This window comes from Streptomyces sp. NBC_00390 (assembly GCF_036057275.1).
Classification (GTDB): domain Bacteria; phylum Actinomycetota; class Actinomycetes; order Streptomycetales; family Streptomycetaceae; genus Streptomyces.
Window position 1 is genome coordinate 5,664,557 of record NZ_CP107945.1, and the last position, 16,553, is coordinate 5,681,109.

Annotated in this window: 12 protein-coding genes and 2 tRNA genes; 12 read left to right on the forward strand and 2 right to left on the reverse strand. The window is 71.5% G+C overall.

All coding sequences use genetic code 11. The features are described 5' to 3' along the window. Positions 1–8 precede the first annotated feature (8 nt). The 7 genes from OHS70_RS24875 to OHS70_RS24905 all read left to right on the forward strand — a co-directional run bounded on the left by OHS70_RS24875 (position 9) and on the right by OHS70_RS24905 (position 3,914). A complete protein-coding gene (locus tag OHS70_RS24875; protein ID WP_328400670.1) occupies positions 9–1,703 on the forward strand; it encodes an LCP family protein in 1,695 nt (564 codons plus the stop codon). Positions 1,704–1,795: 92 nt separating this feature from the next. Continuing rightward, a complete protein-coding gene (gene rsfS, locus OHS70_RS24880; RefSeq protein WP_328400672.1) occupies positions 1,796–2,227 on the forward strand; it encodes a ribosome silencing factor in 432 nt (143 codons plus the stop codon). Between the two features lie 113 nt (positions 2,228–2,340). After that, positions 2,341–2,955 carry a histidine phosphatase family protein gene (locus OHS70_RS24885; RefSeq protein WP_328405881.1) on the forward strand — a complete coding sequence of 205 codons (615 nt, stop codon included), beginning with the start codon at positions 2,341–2,343 and terminating at the stop codon, positions 2,953–2,955. Between the two features lie 128 nt (positions 2,956–3,083). Further along, positions 3,084–3,156: transfer RNA gene (locus OHS70_RS24890), tRNA-Ala, on the forward strand. A 95-nt stretch (positions 3,157–3,251) separates the two neighbouring features. Beyond that, positions 3,252–3,473, forward strand: a complete 222-nt coding sequence (locus tag OHS70_RS24895) for a hypothetical protein (RefSeq protein ID WP_328400674.1) — start codon at positions 3,252–3,254, stop codon at positions 3,471–3,473. Between the two features lie 2 nt (positions 3,474–3,475). Next, entirely contained in the window at positions 3,476–3,709 is a 234-nt protein-coding gene (locus OHS70_RS24900) for a hypothetical protein (RefSeq protein ID WP_328400676.1), read from the forward strand. 132 nt (positions 3,710–3,841) lie between these two features. Then, positions 3,842–3,914 (forward strand) — tRNA-Ala (locus OHS70_RS24905). Positions 3,915–3,982: 68 nt separating this feature from the next. Here OHS70_RS24905 and OHS70_RS24910 read toward each other — a convergent pair. Both OHS70_RS24910 and OHS70_RS24915 read right to left on the reverse strand, forming a co-directional pair. Beyond that, a complete protein-coding gene (locus tag OHS70_RS24910) occupies positions 3,983–5,578 on the reverse strand; it encodes an NADH-ubiquinone oxidoreductase-F iron-sulfur binding region domain-containing protein (protein WP_328400678.1) in 1,596 nt (531 codons plus the stop codon). Beyond that, positions 5,575–7,242: a hypothetical protein gene (locus tag OHS70_RS24915; protein ID WP_328400680.1), complete on the reverse strand. Its 1,668-nt coding sequence runs from the start codon at positions 7,240–7,242 to the stop codon at positions 5,575–5,577. The genes OHS70_RS24910 and OHS70_RS24915 overlap by 4 nt, the downstream gene beginning before the upstream one ends. Positions 7,243–7,801: 559 nt before the next feature. On the opposite strand from OHS70_RS24915, the gene leuS reads away from it, so the two are divergent. The 5 genes from leuS (at position 7,802) to OHS70_RS24940 (ending at position 16,535) form a co-directional block, all read left to right on the forward strand. Next, positions 7,802–10,654: a leucine--tRNA ligase gene (leuS, locus tag OHS70_RS24920; RefSeq protein WP_328400682.1), complete on the forward strand. Its 2,853-nt coding sequence runs from the start codon at positions 7,802–7,804 to the stop codon at positions 10,652–10,654. 144 nt (positions 10,655–10,798) lie between these two features. Then, complete coding sequence (locus OHS70_RS24925) at positions 10,799–11,617, forward strand: hypothetical protein (protein ID WP_328400684.1); 819 nt, start codon at positions 10,799–10,801, stop codon at positions 11,615–11,617. Between the two features lie 69 nt (positions 11,618–11,686). Continuing rightward, complete coding sequence (locus tag OHS70_RS24930; RefSeq protein ID WP_328400686.1) at positions 11,687–12,532, forward strand: DegV family protein; 846 nt, start codon at positions 11,687–11,689, stop codon at positions 12,530–12,532. Between the two features lie 506 nt (positions 12,533–13,038). Then, positions 13,039–13,818, forward strand: a complete 780-nt coding sequence (locus OHS70_RS24935) for a helix-hairpin-helix domain-containing protein (RefSeq protein ID WP_443062651.1) — start codon at positions 13,039–13,041, stop codon at positions 13,816–13,818. Then, complete coding sequence (locus tag OHS70_RS24940) at positions 13,815–16,535, forward strand: ComEC/Rec2 family competence protein (RefSeq protein WP_328400690.1); 2,721 nt, start codon at positions 13,815–13,817, stop codon at positions 16,533–16,535. Before OHS70_RS24935 ends, OHS70_RS24940 begins: the two co-directional genes overlap by 4 nt. The last annotated feature ends 18 nt before the right edge of the window (positions 16,536–16,553 follow it).

Here is a 16,553-nt window from a genome sequence, read left to right on the forward strand (position 1 = left end):
GGGCACCGGTGAACGACCAGCACAACCCGTACGACCCGTACTATCCGCAGCCGCAGATCATCGGCTACGACGAGTACGGGCAACCGGTGTATCAGCAGCCCCAGCAGTACGACCCCTACGCGCAGCAGGACCAGCAGGCCCAGGGGCAGGGACAGAGCCAGGGGCAGGGGCAGAGCCAGGGGCAGGGGCAGAGCTACGGGTACGACCCGTACGGCCGGCCCTACCCCCAGCAGCCCACCCAGCCCGAGCCCCAGCCTCCGGCCCAGGGCTACGGCTACGGCGGCTACGAGGGCTACGGCTACGACACCGGCACCCAGCCCTCGATCGTCGACACAACCCAGCAGTGGAGCATCCCCCAGCAGCAGCAGCCCACTCCGCCCGGGCCGCAGGAGCGCCGGCAGCCGGAGCAGGCTTCTGTTCCGCAGCAGCGTCGCCCGGAAGCCGAACGGGACTACCGGACCGAGCAGTTCTCGTTCATCGAGGAGCCGGACGAGGACTCCGAAGACGTCATCGACTGGCTGAAATTCACCGAGAGCCGCTCCGAGCGGCGTGAGGAGGCCAAGCGGCGCGGCCGCAACCGGGTCGTCGCTCTGGTCGTCGCCATGGCCCTCGCCCTCGTCGGCGGTGTCGGCTACCTCTGGTACGCGGGCAAGCTGCCCGGCCTCTCGGACTCCAAGGGCAGCGGCACCGCCGCAAGCGGCCCGCAGAAGCGCGATGTGATCGTCGTGCATCTGCACAACACCAAGAAGGCCGGCACCTCCACCCTGCTGCTGGTCGACAACGTCACCACCAAGCAGGGCACCACCGTCCTGCTTCCCAATGCCCTCTCGGTCGCCAACGACGACGGCACGGCGACCACGCTCGCCAAGTCGGTCGAGGACGACGGCTCCACCGGTACCCGCGAGGCGATCGGCACCCTCCTCGGCGCCAAGATCAGTGGAACCTGGCGGCTGGACACCCCGTTCCTGGAGAATCTCGTCGAGCTGGTCGGCACGATCGACCTGACCACGGACACCGAGGTGCCGGGTGCGAAGAAGGGCACCGCTCCGCTGGTGAAGAAGGGTGAGAACCAGACGCTCAACGGGCGGTCTGCCGTCGCCTACGCCACCTACCTCGGCCCGGGTGAGGCCGAGGCGAAGCAGTTGCAGCGCTTCGGCCAGGTCATGCAGGGCGTGCTGAAGAAGTTCCCGGACGACCCGAGGTCGGCGACCGTGATCGTGGAGACCCTGGCCCAGATCCTCGACCCCTCGCTGGACGAGAACGACCTGGGCGCGTCCCTGGCGGGGCTCGCCGAGCACGCCAAGGGCGGGGACTACAGGACCGCCCTGCTGCCCGTGCAGGAGGACGGCACGCTCACCGACCAGGCCGCGAGCAGTGTGGTCAAGGACATCCTGGGCGGCTCGGTCAGCGCGCCGGACGCGGGCGGCGCGGTCCGCGTGGGCATCAAGAACGCCAGCGGGAACTCCAAGGCGACCGAGACGGCCAGGATCGCCCTGGTCAACGGCGGCTACGCGGTCGTCGACGGCGGCAAGGCGGCCACGGCCACCTCCTCGCAGGTCACCTATGCCGACGAGGCGTCCAAGGCCAAGGCGTCGGAGGTCGCCAAGACGCTGAATCTGCCGGCGAGTGCGGTCAAGAAGGGCAAGGCCGCCGCCAACGCGGATGTCTCGGTGGTCCTCGGCTCCGACTACGAGATCGAGTAGCCGGGGCCGGGCAGGCCGAACAATCCCTTCGTGGGCTGTCGGCGGTCCGTGAGACCCTTGAAGGGTTCCCGACCGCCGACGAAAGCCTGCTAGTGACCGCTACGGACCGTTCCATCGAGCTCGTCAACGCCGCCGCCCAGGCGGCAGCCGACCGGCTCGCGCACGACATCATCGCCTACGACGTCAGCGACGTGCTGTCGATCACCGACGCCTTCCTGCTCGCCTCCGCTCCCAACGACCGCCAGGTCAAGTCGATCGTCGACGAGATCGAGGAGCGGCTGAACAAGGAGCTCGGCGCCAAGCCGGTGCGCCGCGAGGGCGACCGCGACGCCCGCTGGATCCTGCTGGACTACGTGGACATCGTCGTGCACGTCCAGCACAGCGAGGAGCGCGTCTTCTACGCCCTCGAGCGGCTGTGGAAGGACTGCCCCGAGATGCCGTTGCCCGAGGATGCCCTGAAGACCCGCGGCAAGGCCCGGGAGCACGCACAGCTCTCGGCCGGCACGGACGGTGAGCTGAGCTGAACGGCAGCGACAACGGGAGCGGCCTCACGGCGGACGCCGGCGGTGCGAGCGGCCCGGGCACCGACGGTTCCGGGCCTGGCTCCGCCAAGCCCGCTCGCGGCCGCCGCGTCGTCCTGTGGCGCCACGGCCAGACGGCCTGGAACCTGGAGCGCCGCTTCCAGGGCTCCACGGACATCGAGCTGACCGAGGCCGGGCACGCGCAGGCGCGCCGCGCCGCACGGCTGCTCGCCTCGCTGAAGCCGGACGCGATCGTCGCCTCCGACCTCAAGCGGGCCGCGGCGACGGCCGGTGAGCTGGCCGGAATCACCGGCCTGGACGTCTCGTACGACTCGGCCCTGCGGGAGACCTATGCGGGCGTCTGGCAGGGCCTGACGCACGACGAGATCGTGGGGCGTTACGGCGAGCAGTACGCCGCCTGGAAGCGCGGCGAACCTGTGCGGCGCGGCGGCGGCGAGCTGGAGACCGAGGTCGCCGACCGGGCCGCGCCGGTCGTGCTGCACCAGGCCGACAAGCTGCCCGACGACGGCACCCTCGTCGTGGTCAGCCACGGCGGCACCATCCGCACCACCATCGGCCGGCTCCTCGGTCTGGAGGCCCACCACTGGGAGAGCCTGGGCGGCCTGTCCAACTGCTGCTGGTCGGTGCTGGGCGAGGGCGCGCGCGGCTGGCGGCTGCTCGAGCACAACGCCGGCACGCTCCCCGAGCCGGTGCTCGGCGACGACACCTGAGCACGCCTGAGCCTTCGGGCAGGCTGGGCGCCCAGCGCCGGAGCCTGCTCCGGGACCCGGATTTCACTTTCCGGCAGGTCGCAGGCTAAAGTTCTTCTTGTTCGCAGCGCGGAGCGCGAAGAACACGCGGGGCTATAGCTCAGTTGGTAGAGCGCCTGCATGGCATGCAGGAGGTCAGGAGTTCAATTCTCCTTAGCTCCACAACCCGGATCCCGTCCCCGTCAGGGGCGGGATCCTTTGCGTTGGCCGTGGTGACCGATCTCCTTCGCAAACGCCGCTGACCCTCTCGCGTGGCCATGGCAGAATCGGACGGCCGGAGGGGACACCGGCCGTACGGGAGGGAGCGCGCGATGTCCGGCGGCAAGGAGGCCCATGAGGCCGACGACCTGCTTGCCACGACGGAGGCCTGTGCTCGCCTCAACTGTCCGTCCTGCGGTTCGGCCCATGTCGCCCAGGTCCTCGGTGACAATGGAGGCGTGTCCTACGTGTGCACGGCCTGCGGCCACAGCTGGAGCTGACTATGGGTGCACACAGGCGTAAATGTGACTGGTGCGGCAGCGGCACGCCCATCGTCCGCGACATGGACCCGATCAACCCCGACTACCAGTACTGGTGCGAGGAGTGCGCGCGGGCGCTGATCATAAAAGGGGACCCCATCGAGACCTACAGGGAGCTCGAGGGTGAACCGATCTACGGGCGCCTGCTCGACGAGCACTGCACCCTCAAGCGCTTCTACTCGTTCGCCACGGCTTGACGGATCATCACGAAAACCGGACATTACGGACTTTGTCGGGCTGCTCCGGAAACGATTTGGTGATGCGCGAGCAGGGGCGTTAATGTTGTCGACGTCGCCAGGGGGAAACCCGCGAACGAAGCGGCACAGCAAGGGGCTATAGCTCAGTTGGTAGAGCGCCTGCATGGCATGCAGGAGGTCAGGAGTTCAATTCTCCTTAGCTCCACAGAAGAAGTGCAAAAGAAGCGGGCCACCCGAGTCGGGTGGCCCGCTTCTTTGTCCGTGTTCCGGCGGCTAACCGCGGCCGGGACCCAGGGCCTTGCGGCCGGCGCTGGGCAGTTCCGGGCGCGAGGAGGGCTTCGGCGGCGCGGCGGGCGCCGTCTGCTCGAGACGCATCGCCAGCGCGGGACAACGCCGTACAGCCCGCTCCGCACGCCCCCGCATGTGCATCGGCACCACGGCGTCGGCGACAGAGGGGAAGCCGTCCGGGTTGATGCGGATCAGCTCGGGGATGATGTCCGCGCACAGGCCGTGGCCCTGGCACAGCGTCCAGTCGATGAAGACCTTCTCGCCGCTCGGGATCGACTCCACCTCGTCCTGGTAGCCCTCGTTGGGCAGCGGCAGCACACCGGTCGTCTCACGGCCGCAGCCGCCGTCCAGGACGTGCGCGGCGAGATCGTCCGTGAATGCCGACAGGGTCGACGCGAAGAACCGCGCGGAGCCGTCCGGGTGCTTGCACGCGCCGCGGCCCTTCACAGCCTGTGTGACCTCGCGCAGGGCCTCCAGAGCGGCCGGGCCGCCGCCGTTGATGACATCGGACAGGCCGCCGGCCGCGGCGGGCAGACCGAGCCGGCAGGGGCCGCACTGGCCCGCGGTCTCGGCGGCGAGCCAGTTGGCCACCCGCAGTGCCTCGCCCAGCGGACAGGTCTCGGGGCCGATCGGAAGGATCGCTCCGGCGCCGAGAGCGCCGCCCACGGCCGCGAGGGACTGCTTGGAGACGACGGACTCGTGGACGGCGACCGCGTCGATCCAGTTGCCGTGGTAGCCGCCGGTGAGCACGCCTTGGGGGAGCGGCGGGGCGCCGGCCAGCTGGAGCACGTACCGCAGCGGGACGCCGGTGGGTACCTCGACCACCATGGGGCGGGCGACGGCGCCGGAGATGGTCAGCATGACCGTGCCGGGCTCGGAGTCCAGTCCGGTGTTGCAGTAGCGGCGTGAGCCGATACGGGCGGCCACGGCCAGCTGGGCGAAGGTCTCGGCGTTGGACAGCAGCGTCGGGGCGCCACCCACACCGGATTCGGCGGCCCGCTCGCGGCGCCCGGGCGGCAGTGCGGGGCCGCCGTTGACGGCGCGGATGACCGAGGACGCCTCACCGGAGACCATGCGCTCGGGGGTGCGCACCACGCGGGCGCGCAGGGCCTGCCCGCGCCGGTCGGACAGGCCGCGCTCGGCCAGTGCGGCGCGGATGGAGATCTCGGTGGAGTTGCGGGTCACCGCGACGACCAGGGTGCGCGCACCGAGCGCCTCGGCGGCCAGCAGCGCGCCGTCCAGGATGAGATGGGGCGCACGGTTCAGCAGCACCGTGTCCTTGCGGCAGGGGGGCTCGCCCTCACTGCCGTTGACGACGACGACGGGGCGCACTCCGCGCCGGATCGCGGACTTGGCGACGGCCCGCAGTTTCTTGGCGAACGGGAAGCCCGCGCCCCCCCGGCCGGTGAGGGATATCTCCTCGGCGAGCTGTGCGAGCCGCTCACCGCTGACCGGCTCGAGCGGCCCGTGCACCTTGAGGTGCATGGGCAGATCGAGCCGTTCGACCAGGTCGAAGCCCTGGGTCAGCTGGGGAAGGCCGACCACACGGACTTCGGGGACGTCGGGGAGCGGGGCGTTCACGGTCGTTCTCCTGCGGGTGCGTTCCAGGGCTCGCCGGCCGGGGGCTGGAAGAGTCCGGGCATGGCGGCGGTCTCCTCGTACGGGGGGATGCCGCCGGTGTCGTACGTGGGGATGCTTCCGGTGTCGTATGCGGGGATGCCGCCGGTGTCGTACGAGGACGGGGTGTACGGAGACGCGGCCTCGTTCGTGGCGAGGGGATCGTAAGAGACACCGGCGTCGTACGACGGGGCCGGGGGGGTGTACATGGCGGTCGCGTCGTACGTGGACTGGGCGCCGAGGCCGCCGGACACGGGGTCGTAGCCCCCGGCCGTGGCGCTGTAGCCGGAGGATCCGGCGTCGAACCCGGCGGATCCTGTGTCGAATCCGCCACCGAAGGAGGCGCTGCCCGTGTCGTACGAGGGCGGGGAGCCGTAGGCGGGCGCCGTGTCGAACAGTGGCGGGGGCGGGGTGTCGTACGTGGGCGGGGTGGCCGGCGCGGGGCGCACGGCCTGGGCCGGGGGAGGCGGTGAGGGGGTGGGCCAGGAGCCGGGGAGGGGACCCGTCTCGGACACCACAGGTATCTCCTCGGTCATCGGCACCCGCTCGGCGAGCGGAGGCGCCGGCTCGGCCCCGAGGGAGACCGCACGGTAGGCGGCGGACATCCCCGGGCCGCGGCCGCCGCCCGGTGCCGCGGTGTGCTCCGGCTCCGGCCCGGAGGGACGCGGGGCCTCGTACAACTGGGGGGAGGGGGCAGCGATCCGTGGGGGCTGGGGCCGTGACTGGCCGAGAGGCGCCTGGAGGTCCCGCTCGAACGTGCGCTGTGAGGGAACACCGTTCACGCGGTCCATACGGTCCATGCCGGCGGATACCGTCGAGCGGTTCCTTCCGCTCATCGCGCCCGCGCCGCCGACGCCGCTGACGCCCGGGAGCGGGGCCGTCAGCAAGTCGCGCCTCGCCTGCTCGTCGGCTGCGGCCGGTCCGTCCCCCGCGGCACCGGTCAGCGCCTCGATCCTGGCGGCGATGCGCCGCTGCACCGACCGCGGCAGCAGCCGTACGGAGACGGCGACTGCCACACCTGCCAGGGCCAGGCAGTACATGGTCACGACCCAGGTCGCGGCCGGCCGGCCGGTGTAGAGGCCGTGGACCAGGGCGGAGCACCAGGCCGGGTAGGCAAGCATGTGCAGCGGCCGCCAGCGGCCTGCGACGCGGACATTGCCGGCCAGAGCGCTGCGCAGCACTCCGGTCGTGGCGGCGACCACCATCAGGAATCCGGCCAGCGAGCCGAAGCCGATGAGCGCGGAGGTGCCGGTGACACCGAGGCCGAACGGGATGAGGGCGCCGATCAACTCCACATGTCCCAGGGAGACCTTCACGGTGCCGTGCAGCAGCAGGAAGCCGAGCGAGGCGATCGCGGTGGTGCGGTGAATGCCCTGCGCGAGCAGGCGGTGGCGGGGGGAGAGCAACAGCCGGTCGGTGGCGATGAGTCCCCATGCGACCGAGGCGGTCAGTGACACCAGAGAGAGGACCCCGGTGGTGAAGTCCAGCGCTGCGCGGAAACTGTCGCTGCCTCCGATGGCGAGCAGGGGTATGAGGATCAACGCGGCTACGTAGAGGCCGCCTTGCACCGGGCGGCTGAGTCCGGGGCTCTGATCGGGCGACATACGCATCTTGAGACGAGGGTTCATGGGGCGACTCCGAATGGTGCGGGATAGCGGTCCCGTTGACGCACTCTAGGTCGAGGCATACCAGTCAGTACGAGGTTTCGGCGTTTATAGAGGTGAAGTACAGGCAACTGACGTTGGGGTTGCCCTGGATAAGGTCGATACGCGGAGTAACCCGGACGGGTTGACCGTTGTTGTCGGGGCGCCGGCTGGTGTTTCCGGCCTTCCAGTGATCTACGGACGGCGTGGGCGTGGCGTTCAAGTGGTGCCTGTGTGATGTTGATGTGGTTCTGATGTGATCCAGATGTGGCGCTCATGTGATGGCGAATCTAGCGGTGCGTGGCCTCACCGTGGGCGGTCGCGGTGCCTCGGGGTTTCCTCCATGCGCCCGGTTCGCCCGCTGCGGTACCCTGACGCCATGCGTGCCGTACGCCTTCTGCTTAGCGAGCCGCGCTGATCAGTCCCGACGGATGAAAGATCCGGTCGGAATCGGCGCGGCGTCCCCTCCTGTGCGAGGGGTTTTTTCATTTCGCCGGTGGATGACAGAGCGCAAGCAGAGACGATCGATGGAGCTTGAAGGATCATGAGCGAGATGAATTCGGCTGCCGAGGCGGCAGCCCCGCATCGTTACACGGCTGCGATGGCGGCCGACATCGAGGCGCGCTGGCAGGACACCTGGGAAGCCGAGGGGACGTACGAGGCGCCCAACCCGAGCGGCGATCTGGCCGGGGACGCGGCTGTGGCGGCCAGGCCGAAGAAGTTCGTCATGGACATGTTCCCGTACCCCTCGGGTGCTGGTCTGCACGTCGGTCACCCCCTGGGGTACATCGCCACCGACGTCTTCGCCCGCCACCAGCGCATGACCGGACACAACGTCCTGCACACCCTGGGCTTCGACGCCTTCGGCCTGCCCGCAGAACAGTACGCCGTGCAGACCGGTACGCACCCGCGGGTGTCGACCGAGGCGAACATCAAGAACATGCAGCGCCAGCTGCGACGGCTGGGCCTGGGCCACGACACGCGCCGCTCCTTCGCGACGATCGACCCGGACTACTACAAGTGGACCCAGTGGATCTTCCTGCAGATCTTCAACTCCTGGTACGACGACAACGCGCAGCAGGCCCGCCCGATCGAGGAGCTGGTGGCCCAGTTCGAGAGCGGTGAGCGTGAGGTTCCCGGTGGGGGTGCGTGGAGCGCGCTGAGCGCCGTCGAGCGTGCCGAGGTCCTGGGCCAGTACCGTCTGGCGTACGCCTCCGACGCGCCGGTCAACTGGTGCCCCGGGCTGGGCACCGTACTGGCCAATGAAGAGGTGACGGCCGACGGCCGCTCCGAGCGGGGCAACTTCCCGGTCTTCAAGGCGAAGCTGCGCCAGTGGAACATGCGCATCACCGCCTACGCCGACCGGCTGCTGGACGACCTGGACGCGCTGGACTGGCCCGAGGCCATCAAGCTGCAGCAGCGCAACTGGATCGGCCGCTCCGAAGGCGCACGCCTGGACTTCGCCGTCGACGGCGACGACTCCGCGCGGATCACGGTCTTCACCACCCGCCCGGACACGCTGTTCGGTGCCACCTACATGGTGCTGGCCCCGGAGCACGGCCTGATCGACTCCATCGTCCCGGCCGAATGGCCCGAGGGCGTCAAGAAGGCGTGGACCGGCGGTGCGGCCACTCCGGCCGAGGCCGTCGCTGCCTACCGCAAGCAGGCTCAGACCAAGAGCGATGTCGAGCGGCAGACCGAGCACAAGGACAAGACCGGTGTCTTCACCGGCGCGTACGCCCTGAACCCGGTCACCGGCAAGCGCATCCCCGTCTTCGTCGCCGACTACGTGCTGATGGGCTACGGCACCGGCGCGATCATGGCCGTCCCCGGCCAGGACGAGCGCGACTGGGAGTTCGCGGAGGCGTTCGAGCTGCCCATCATCCGGACCGTGCAGCCGCCGGAGGGCTGGGAGGGCGAGGCCTTCACCGGGCAGGGGCCGGCGATCAACTCCTCCAACGACGAGATCTCGCTGGACGGCCTGGGCGTCGCCGAGGCCAAGGCCAAGATCACCGAGTGGCTGGTCGCCAAGGGCATCGGCGAGGCAACCATCAACTTCCGGCTGCGCGACTGGCTGTTCAGCCGGCAGCGCTACTGGGGCGAGCCCTTCCCGATCGTGTACGACGAGGACGGCGTCGCCCACGCGCTGCCCGAGTCGATGCTGCCCCTGGAGCTGCCGGAGGTCGACGACTACTCGCCGCGCACCTTCGACCCGGACGACGCCGACACCCAGCCCGAGACCCCGCTGTCGCGCAACGAGGACTGGGTCAATGTCGAGCTGGACCTGGGCGACGGAGTCAAGCGCTACCGCCGCGAGACCAACACCATGCCCAACTGGGCGGGTTCGTGCTGGTACGAACTGCGCTATCTGGACCCGCACAACACCGAGAAGCTGGTCGACCCGGCGATCGAGCAGTACTGGATGGGGCCGCGCGAAGGACAGCCGCACGGGGGCGTCGATCTGTACGTCGGCGGTGCCGAGCACGCCGTACTGCACCTGCTGTACGCGCGATTCTGGTCCAAGGTGCTGTTCGACCTGGGGCACGTCTCCTCGGCCGAGCCGTTCCACAAGCTGTTCAACCAGGGCATGATCCAGGCCTACGCGTTCACCGACTCCCGTGGTGTGTACGTGCCGGCGGCCGAGGTCGAGGAGCAGGACGGGAAGTTCTTCCACAACGGGCGGCCCGTCAAGCGTGAGTACGGCAAGATGGGCAAGTCCCTGAAGAACGCCGTCACTCCGGACGAGATGTCCGCCGAGTACGGGGCCGACACGCTGCGTCTGTACGAGATGGCGATGGGCCCCCTGGACGTCTCGCGGCCCTGGGACACGCGCGCGGTGGTGGGCCAGTACCGCCTGCTGCAGCGCCTGTGGCGCAACATCGTCGACGAGTCGACGGGCGAGGTCACGGTCGTCGACGCCGAGCCGGACGAGGACACCCTGCGCGCCCTGCACAAGGCGATCGACGGCGTGGGCCAGGACATGGCGGGGATGCGCTTCAACACCGCCATCGCCAAGGTGACAGAGCTGAACAACCACCTGACGAAGTCGGGTGGGGCGGTGTCGCGGTCGGTGGCCGAGAAGCTGGTGCTGCTGGTCGCCCCGCTGGCCCCGCACATCGCCGAGGAGCTGTGGCACAAGCTGGGGCACGCCGACTCGGTCGTGCACCAGGACTTCCCGGTCGCCGACCCGGCGTACGTCGTGGACGAGTCCGTGACCTGCGTGGTGCAGATCAAGGGCAAGGTCAAGGCGCGGCTGGAGGTCTCCCCGTCGATCTCGGACGAGGAGCTGGAGGCGCTGGCCCTGGGTGACGAGAGTGTCGTCGCCGCGCTGGGCGGTGCCGGCATCCGCAAGGTGATCGTCCGGGCGCCGAAGCTGGTCAACATCGTCCCTGCGTAGCGGGCTCGGGGCATTCCCCTACGGGCAGGTTGGGGGTTCCTTTGGAACCCTCGGCCTGCCTGCTCCGTTTACGGTGGAGGGAACGCAGCCGGACCGGACGGGCCGGACGGACCCGACGACTGCATTCGATGCCGGAGGGCGCACATGGAAGCCGTGATTCTCATCCTGGCGCTGCTCTTCTTCGCTTTCGTGGCACTGGGTGTCTTCGTCACCGTCAAGGCCGTCGGAGCCGCCAAGCGGGGCGTGGAGCGCACCGTCAGCCAGGCACGCCGGACCGTCGAGGAGACGGCGCTGCGCGCGAAGAGCTATGGCCAGGTCGGCGTGGCCGGCGAGCTCGCGAAGCTGCGGCTCTCGCTGCGTACGTCGATGCGGGCGACCCAGGAAGCCCTGCGGGCGGGCGCGGCCGAGGACGCCTCGCTGTCCGAGTCGCTGGCGCTCTTCGGCCGGCTCAGCGCCCACGGCCATGAACTGGACGACGAGCTCAAGCGGCTGGAGCGCGAGCCGGACCGGGCGAAGGTGGCTTCACTGCTTCCCGGGCTGCGGGAGCGTACGGAGCGGATCACGCAGTCGGCCGAGTCGTTGCGGTGGGCGGCTCGGGACCGGGCTCAGAAGTTCGCCGACGAGGATCTGGACGTGCTGAGCGCGCAGATCGATCTGGAGGCGGGTGCGCTGCGGCACTGGTCGGCACCGGACTCGGCCGAAACGCCACTCGCGGAGGACGGGGTGGACGCGGCACGTCCGGCCGGGCCCGGCCCAGGGCCCGGTGCGAGCACGGGTACGGGTGCCTCGTCCTGGCCCGAGGCGGGGCGGCCTGCCGACGGGACCGTGGCCGGCCAGACGTGGCCCGAAGAGGAAGCGGAGACACCGGTGACCGGGCAGCCGCGGGAGATCACCGCGCGTGACCCGCGGCAGCAGTTCGCGTACCCGTGGGAGAAGGCACCGCGCCCGGAGACATCGAACTGACGGCTGACGACGACCGGTGGGGCGGGCCCGGGCTGCCGCCCGGGGGCGCCTGCGGGTAACCTCCCGCTCATGTCCCGCCATGTCGCGATCGTCACCGATTCCACGGCCTACCTGCCACCCCCGACGATGGAGCGGCACGGCATCACAGCGGTGCCGCTGACCGTGGTGCTCGGCGACCGGGCGCTGGAAGAGGGCACGGAGATCTCCGCCCGCTCGCTGGCAGTCGCACTGCAGAAGCGACGTCCGGTGACCACCTCACGCCCCAGCCCCGAGATGTTCGCCGCGGCATACCGGCGGAAGGCGGAGGCCGGCGCGACCGGGATCGTCTCACTGCACCTGTCCTCGGAGTTCTCCGGAACGTACGACGCGGCCGTGCTGGCCGCCAAGGAGGCTCCGGTACCGGTGCGGGTGGTGGACACCGGGATGGTCGCCATGGCCCTGGGATTCTGCGCGCTCGCCGCCGCGGAGTCGGCGGATGCCGGTGGCTCGCTCGACGAGGCGGTGGCAGCCGCGGAGAAGCGCGCCGCGGGCACTTCCGCGTTCTTTTACGTCGACACGCTCGACTATCTGCGCCGAGGCGGCCGGATCGGTGCGGCGCAGGCGCTGCTCGGTTCGGCACTCGCCGTGAAGCCCCTGCTGCAGCTGGACGGCGGCCGGATCGAGATGCTGGAGAAGGTGCGGACGGCGTCGAAGGCCATCGCACGGCTGGAGGAGATCGCTGCAGAGCGCGCTGGCGCGAGCCCGGTGGACATCGCGGTGCACCACTTGGCCGCGCCCGAGCGGGCCGCGGCGCTGGCGGACCGGCTGCGCGCGCGGGTGCCGGGCCTCGCCGAACTGCATCTGAGCGAGGTCGGTGCCGTGATCGGGGCGCATACGGGGCCGGGGCTGCTGGCGGTCGTCATTTCGCCGCGCTGAGGGCCGGTGAGTTGACGGGTGCGGCGAGTTGACGGGTGCGGCGGTGGGCGCGGCGGGCTGAGCGTTGTCGTCCAGCTCACCCGCACGAGTGGCCGGGTTGTCCACAACGGGTCAGTTTTCCACGGGAATCAGGCGTGCTCAGCGGGTTCGGACGAGTGTGCCTACCGTCCTGTGGCATGGCTCTTCGATCACCTTCCGCAACCAGTGGACCGGGCCGTGCCCGGCCCTCGGACAGCCGCGTACGTCACGGCCGACGCCTTGGCCGCCGTCGTGGCAGACACGCCTCGGCCGCGTCGGCCACCGCCCTGCGCCGACGTGCGGATGCGCTGTTCATGGGAGCGGCACGCGGGCGCGGGGGGCTCGTGGGGTACGCGGGCTCCGGGGCGCCCGGAGCTGTCGCGGACGGCTCCTCGGGACGGCGAGGGGGAGCCGGGACGGGGCCCGGCCGGGCCGGCTCGTCGCACCGTGTGAGGGCTGCGCTGCTCGACAGGCCGGAGGCGACTGCTGTGCCGGACCGGCCGCGCGACGGGGGAGGCGCCGCCGGTGCGGCGGGCGCGGTGAGCGACCGGGCCGTGCCCGGCGACGAGGTCCGGGGCGGGGACCGGTATCCGATGTGGGTCGCCCTGCGGGAGCGGCTTCCTGTGTGGGTGCAGCTCAGGTGCGGACTGGAGCCGAGGACGCTCGCCGCACTCGCCGTGGTCCTCGTCGCCGCCGCGGTGTTCGCGGCGCTGCATTTCTGGGCGGGCCGTCCGCAGACCGTACGGCCTCCGGAACTGGTCCACCAGGGTGCCGCTGCGCGGCCCGGACCGCCTGCGGGCGTTCCGGCACGCCTGCCGGCGGCCGAGGGGGAGCGGGCGGCCCGGATCGTCGTCGATGTGAGCGGCAAGGTGCTCCGGCCGGGGGTGCTCCGGCTGCCGGCCGGTTCGAGGGTGGCCGACGCCCTGGCTGCCGCGGGAGGCGTCAGGGCCGGGACGGACCTCACGGGGCTCAACCGGGCGCGTGTGCTGATGGACGGGGAGCAGGTCGTGGTGGGCGTTCCCGCTCCGCCCGGGCCGGTTGCGACGGGCCCGGGCGGAGCGGGCGGGCCCGCGGCGGGGCCGGTGAGCCTCAACTCGGCCACGGTTGAGCAACTGGAGACGCTTCCCGGGGTCGGGCCCGTGCTGGCCCAGCACATCGTCGACCACCGCACGCAGCACGGGGGCTTCCGGTCGGTCGACGAGCTGCGTGATGTGAACGGGATCGGCGACCGGCGCTTCGCGGACCTCGAGAGTCTGGTGCGGCCATGACGCGCGCGGCGGTTCACGAGCGGTCAGGGCACCGGCTGGGCGCGTCCGACCCCCGCCAGGACGGCCCCACCGATCTGCGTCTCGTCCCACCGGCGTTGGCAGCCTGGGCCGCCGCAGCGCTCGCTGTGGGGGTGCCCGGGTGGTGGACGGTGGCGGGGGTGACGGGGTGCCTCGTGCTGGCGGGCCTTCTGCCGTCGGCACTGGCTGCACGCCGCGTGTGGGTGATGCGGACAGGTACTGTCCCGGACGAGCCGCGTGGGGCCCATGGCGAAGGCCGGGGAGGCACGATCACGGGGTGGGTCACGCCACTCGGCAACGGCAGCACGCGGAGCGTGGAGTTACGGCCCTTCGCCGCACCCGGCAGGGCCCGCCGGGCCGGGCGGGCCGACGGCGCCGGTCCGGCCGGCGCAGGGGTTGCCGATGTGTCCGGGCGGATCCGCCGAGGGCGTCGGGGGCTCAATGCGGCCTCCGCCGCCGCAGTATTGCTGTGCGCCGCCGCCGGGGGTGCCTCAGCAGGGCTGCACAGCGCGGACCTGCGGCGTGGACCGCTCCCCGAACTGGCCGGCCGCCATGCGTACGTGACCCTGGAGCTGACCGTCTCGACGGACCCGAGGCCGATCCGTCCCAAGGTCGTCGGGGACCGGATGGCGGCGGGGGTCATCGTGCTGGACGCCGAGGCGACCCGGGTGTCCAGGTCCGGCGATGTGGTGACCACGACGCGCACGCCCGTCCTGGTGACGGTGCGGCCCGGCGCCGCGGTCGGGCGGTGGCAGCGGCTGCTGCCGTCCACCCGGGTGCGGGTGGCAGGCCGCCTTGCGCCGCCGCTACGGCCGGACGACAGATTTGCCGCCGTCATCAGGACCACGGGGGACAGCCCACCGCGGATCACCGGGCCGCCGACCGGCCTTCAGCGCATGGCGGGCAGCCTGCGCGCCGGGCTGCGCGAGGCGACGGACGAGCTGGCCCCGGACGCACGGGCCCTGCTGCCGGGACTGGTCGTGGGGGACACCTCACGTGTGCCTCCCGACCTGCACGAAGCGTTCGAGGCGACCGACCTGACCCATCTGCTCGCCGTCTCGGGGAGCAACCTCACCATTGTCCTCGTCCTGCTGATCGGTTCTCCCGGTACGGCGCTGCTGGCCGAACGGGGCGGACTCGCGCCTCGGGCGGGCATCACGCTGCGCGGGACCGCGCTGTTCGGCGGATTTCTCACACTCGGGTTCGTCATCGTGTGCCGTCCGGAGCCGAGCGTGCTGCGCGCGGCCGCGTGCGGGCTGATCACCCTGCTCGCCATCTGCACCGGGCGGCGCAGGTCGCTCATTCCGGCGCTGGCGGCCGCCGTGCTGCTGCTGGTTCTGTACGACCCTTGGCTGGCGCGCAGTTACGGCTTTCTGCTCTCCGTGCTGGCCACCGGCGCCCTGCTCACGATCGGCCCGGTCTGGAGCGCCGCGCTGCAAAGGCGGCGGGTGCCGGCCCGGCTTGCCGAGGCGCTGGCGGCTGCCGCGGCGGCCCAGGCGGTGTGCGCCCCGGTGGTGGCGGTGTTCGCCTCTCGGGTCAGCCTTGTGGCGATCCCGTGCAATCTGGCCGCCGAACTCGCGGTGGCTCCTGCCACGGTCCTCGGCTTCGCCGCCCTCGCCGCGGCGCCCGTGGCGATACCGGCGGCCGAGCTGTCGGCACGCCTTGCCGCCTGGCCCGTGGGGTGGATCGCCACCGTCGCACGTGCGGGAGCGGAGCTTCCCGGGGCGCAGGCGCACTGGCCCGGGGGCTGGCTCGGAGGGCTGCTGCTCGCGGCCGCCACCGCGTTGGCCGTGCTCGTGGTGCGCCGGCTGTGGCGGCACCCCTGGGCTGCCGTGGTGTGCGTGCTCCTGCTGGTGCTCACCGTGCTGCGACCGGCCCCGTTCACCCGGGTCATCAGCGGCTGGCCGCCGCCCGGCTGGGCGTTCGTGATGTGCGACGTCGGGCAGGGCGACGCCCTGGTGCTCGCGGCCGGTGAGGGCACGGCGGTGGTCGTGGACGCGGGGCCCGACCCCGCGCTCGCCGACCGGTGCCTGCGCGAACTGGGCGTCAGATCGGTCCCGTTGCTCCTGGTGACGCATTTCCACGCCGACCATGTCGCGGGACTGGCGGGCGTGCTGCGGGGCCGGGCCGTCGGCGCGATCCAGACGACGACGCTCGAAGAGCCGCGCGAGCAGGCGGCGTTCGTGCGGCGTGCGGCGCGGACTGCGGGGGTGCCCGTGATTCCCGCGTGGCCGGGAGAGCGCCGGCTGGCCGGGCCGCTGTCCTGGCAGGTGCTGTGGCCGGACCGGGTCCCGGGCGCGCGAAGGGGCACGGCATTCGAAGGGCCGAACGACGCAAGCGTGGCGTTGCACGTCCGTGCCGCCGGCGGCCTGACACTGCTGCTCCTCGGGGATCTGGAACCGCCCGCCCAGCGGGCACTGATACGGGCGCACCCGGAGCTCCCGTCAGTGGACGTGCTCAAGGTCGCCCACCACGGCTCGGCGTACCAGCATCCGCGGCTGCTGGCCGGGGCCGCGCCGCGCCTTGCGCTGATCTCCTGCGGCCGGGACAACCCGTACGGTCACCCCGCGCCGCGCACCCTCGGCGCGCTGCGGGACCAAGGGGCGCGGCTGCTGCGGACCGACCGGGACGGGGCGATCGCCGTGACGGGCGCGGGAGGGGAGCTGCGTGCTGTGACGCGGGGCGGCGGGGCCGGGTGAGCACGGCCCAGGAGGGAC

Coding starts and splice junctions, on each gene's coding strand:
- OHS70_RS24895 (WP_328400674.1), top strand. CDS start 3,252: ATGGCAGAATCGGACGGCCGGAGGGGACACCGGCCGTACGGGAGGGAG.
- OHS70_RS24900 (WP_328400676.1), top strand. CDS start 3,476: ATGGGTGCACACAGGCGTAAATGTGACTGGTGCGGCAGCGGCACGCCC.
- OHS70_RS24915 (WP_328400680.1), bottom strand. CDS start 7,242: ATGAACCCTCGTCTCAAGATGCGTATGTCGCCCGATCAGAGCCCCGGA.
- leuS (WP_328400682.1), top strand. CDS start 7,802: ATGAGCGAGATGAATTCGGCTGCCGAGGCGGCAGCCCCGCATCGTTAC.
- OHS70_RS24925 (WP_328400684.1), top strand. CDS start 10,799: ATGGAAGCCGTGATTCTCATCCTGGCGCTGCTCTTCTTCGCTTTCGTG.
- OHS70_RS24930 (WP_328400686.1), top strand. CDS start 11,687: ATGTCCCGCCATGTCGCGATCGTCACCGATTCCACGGCCTACCTGCCA.
- OHS70_RS24940 (WP_328400690.1), top strand. CDS start 13,815: ATGACGCGCGCGGCGGTTCACGAGCGGTCAGGGCACCGGCTGGGCGCG.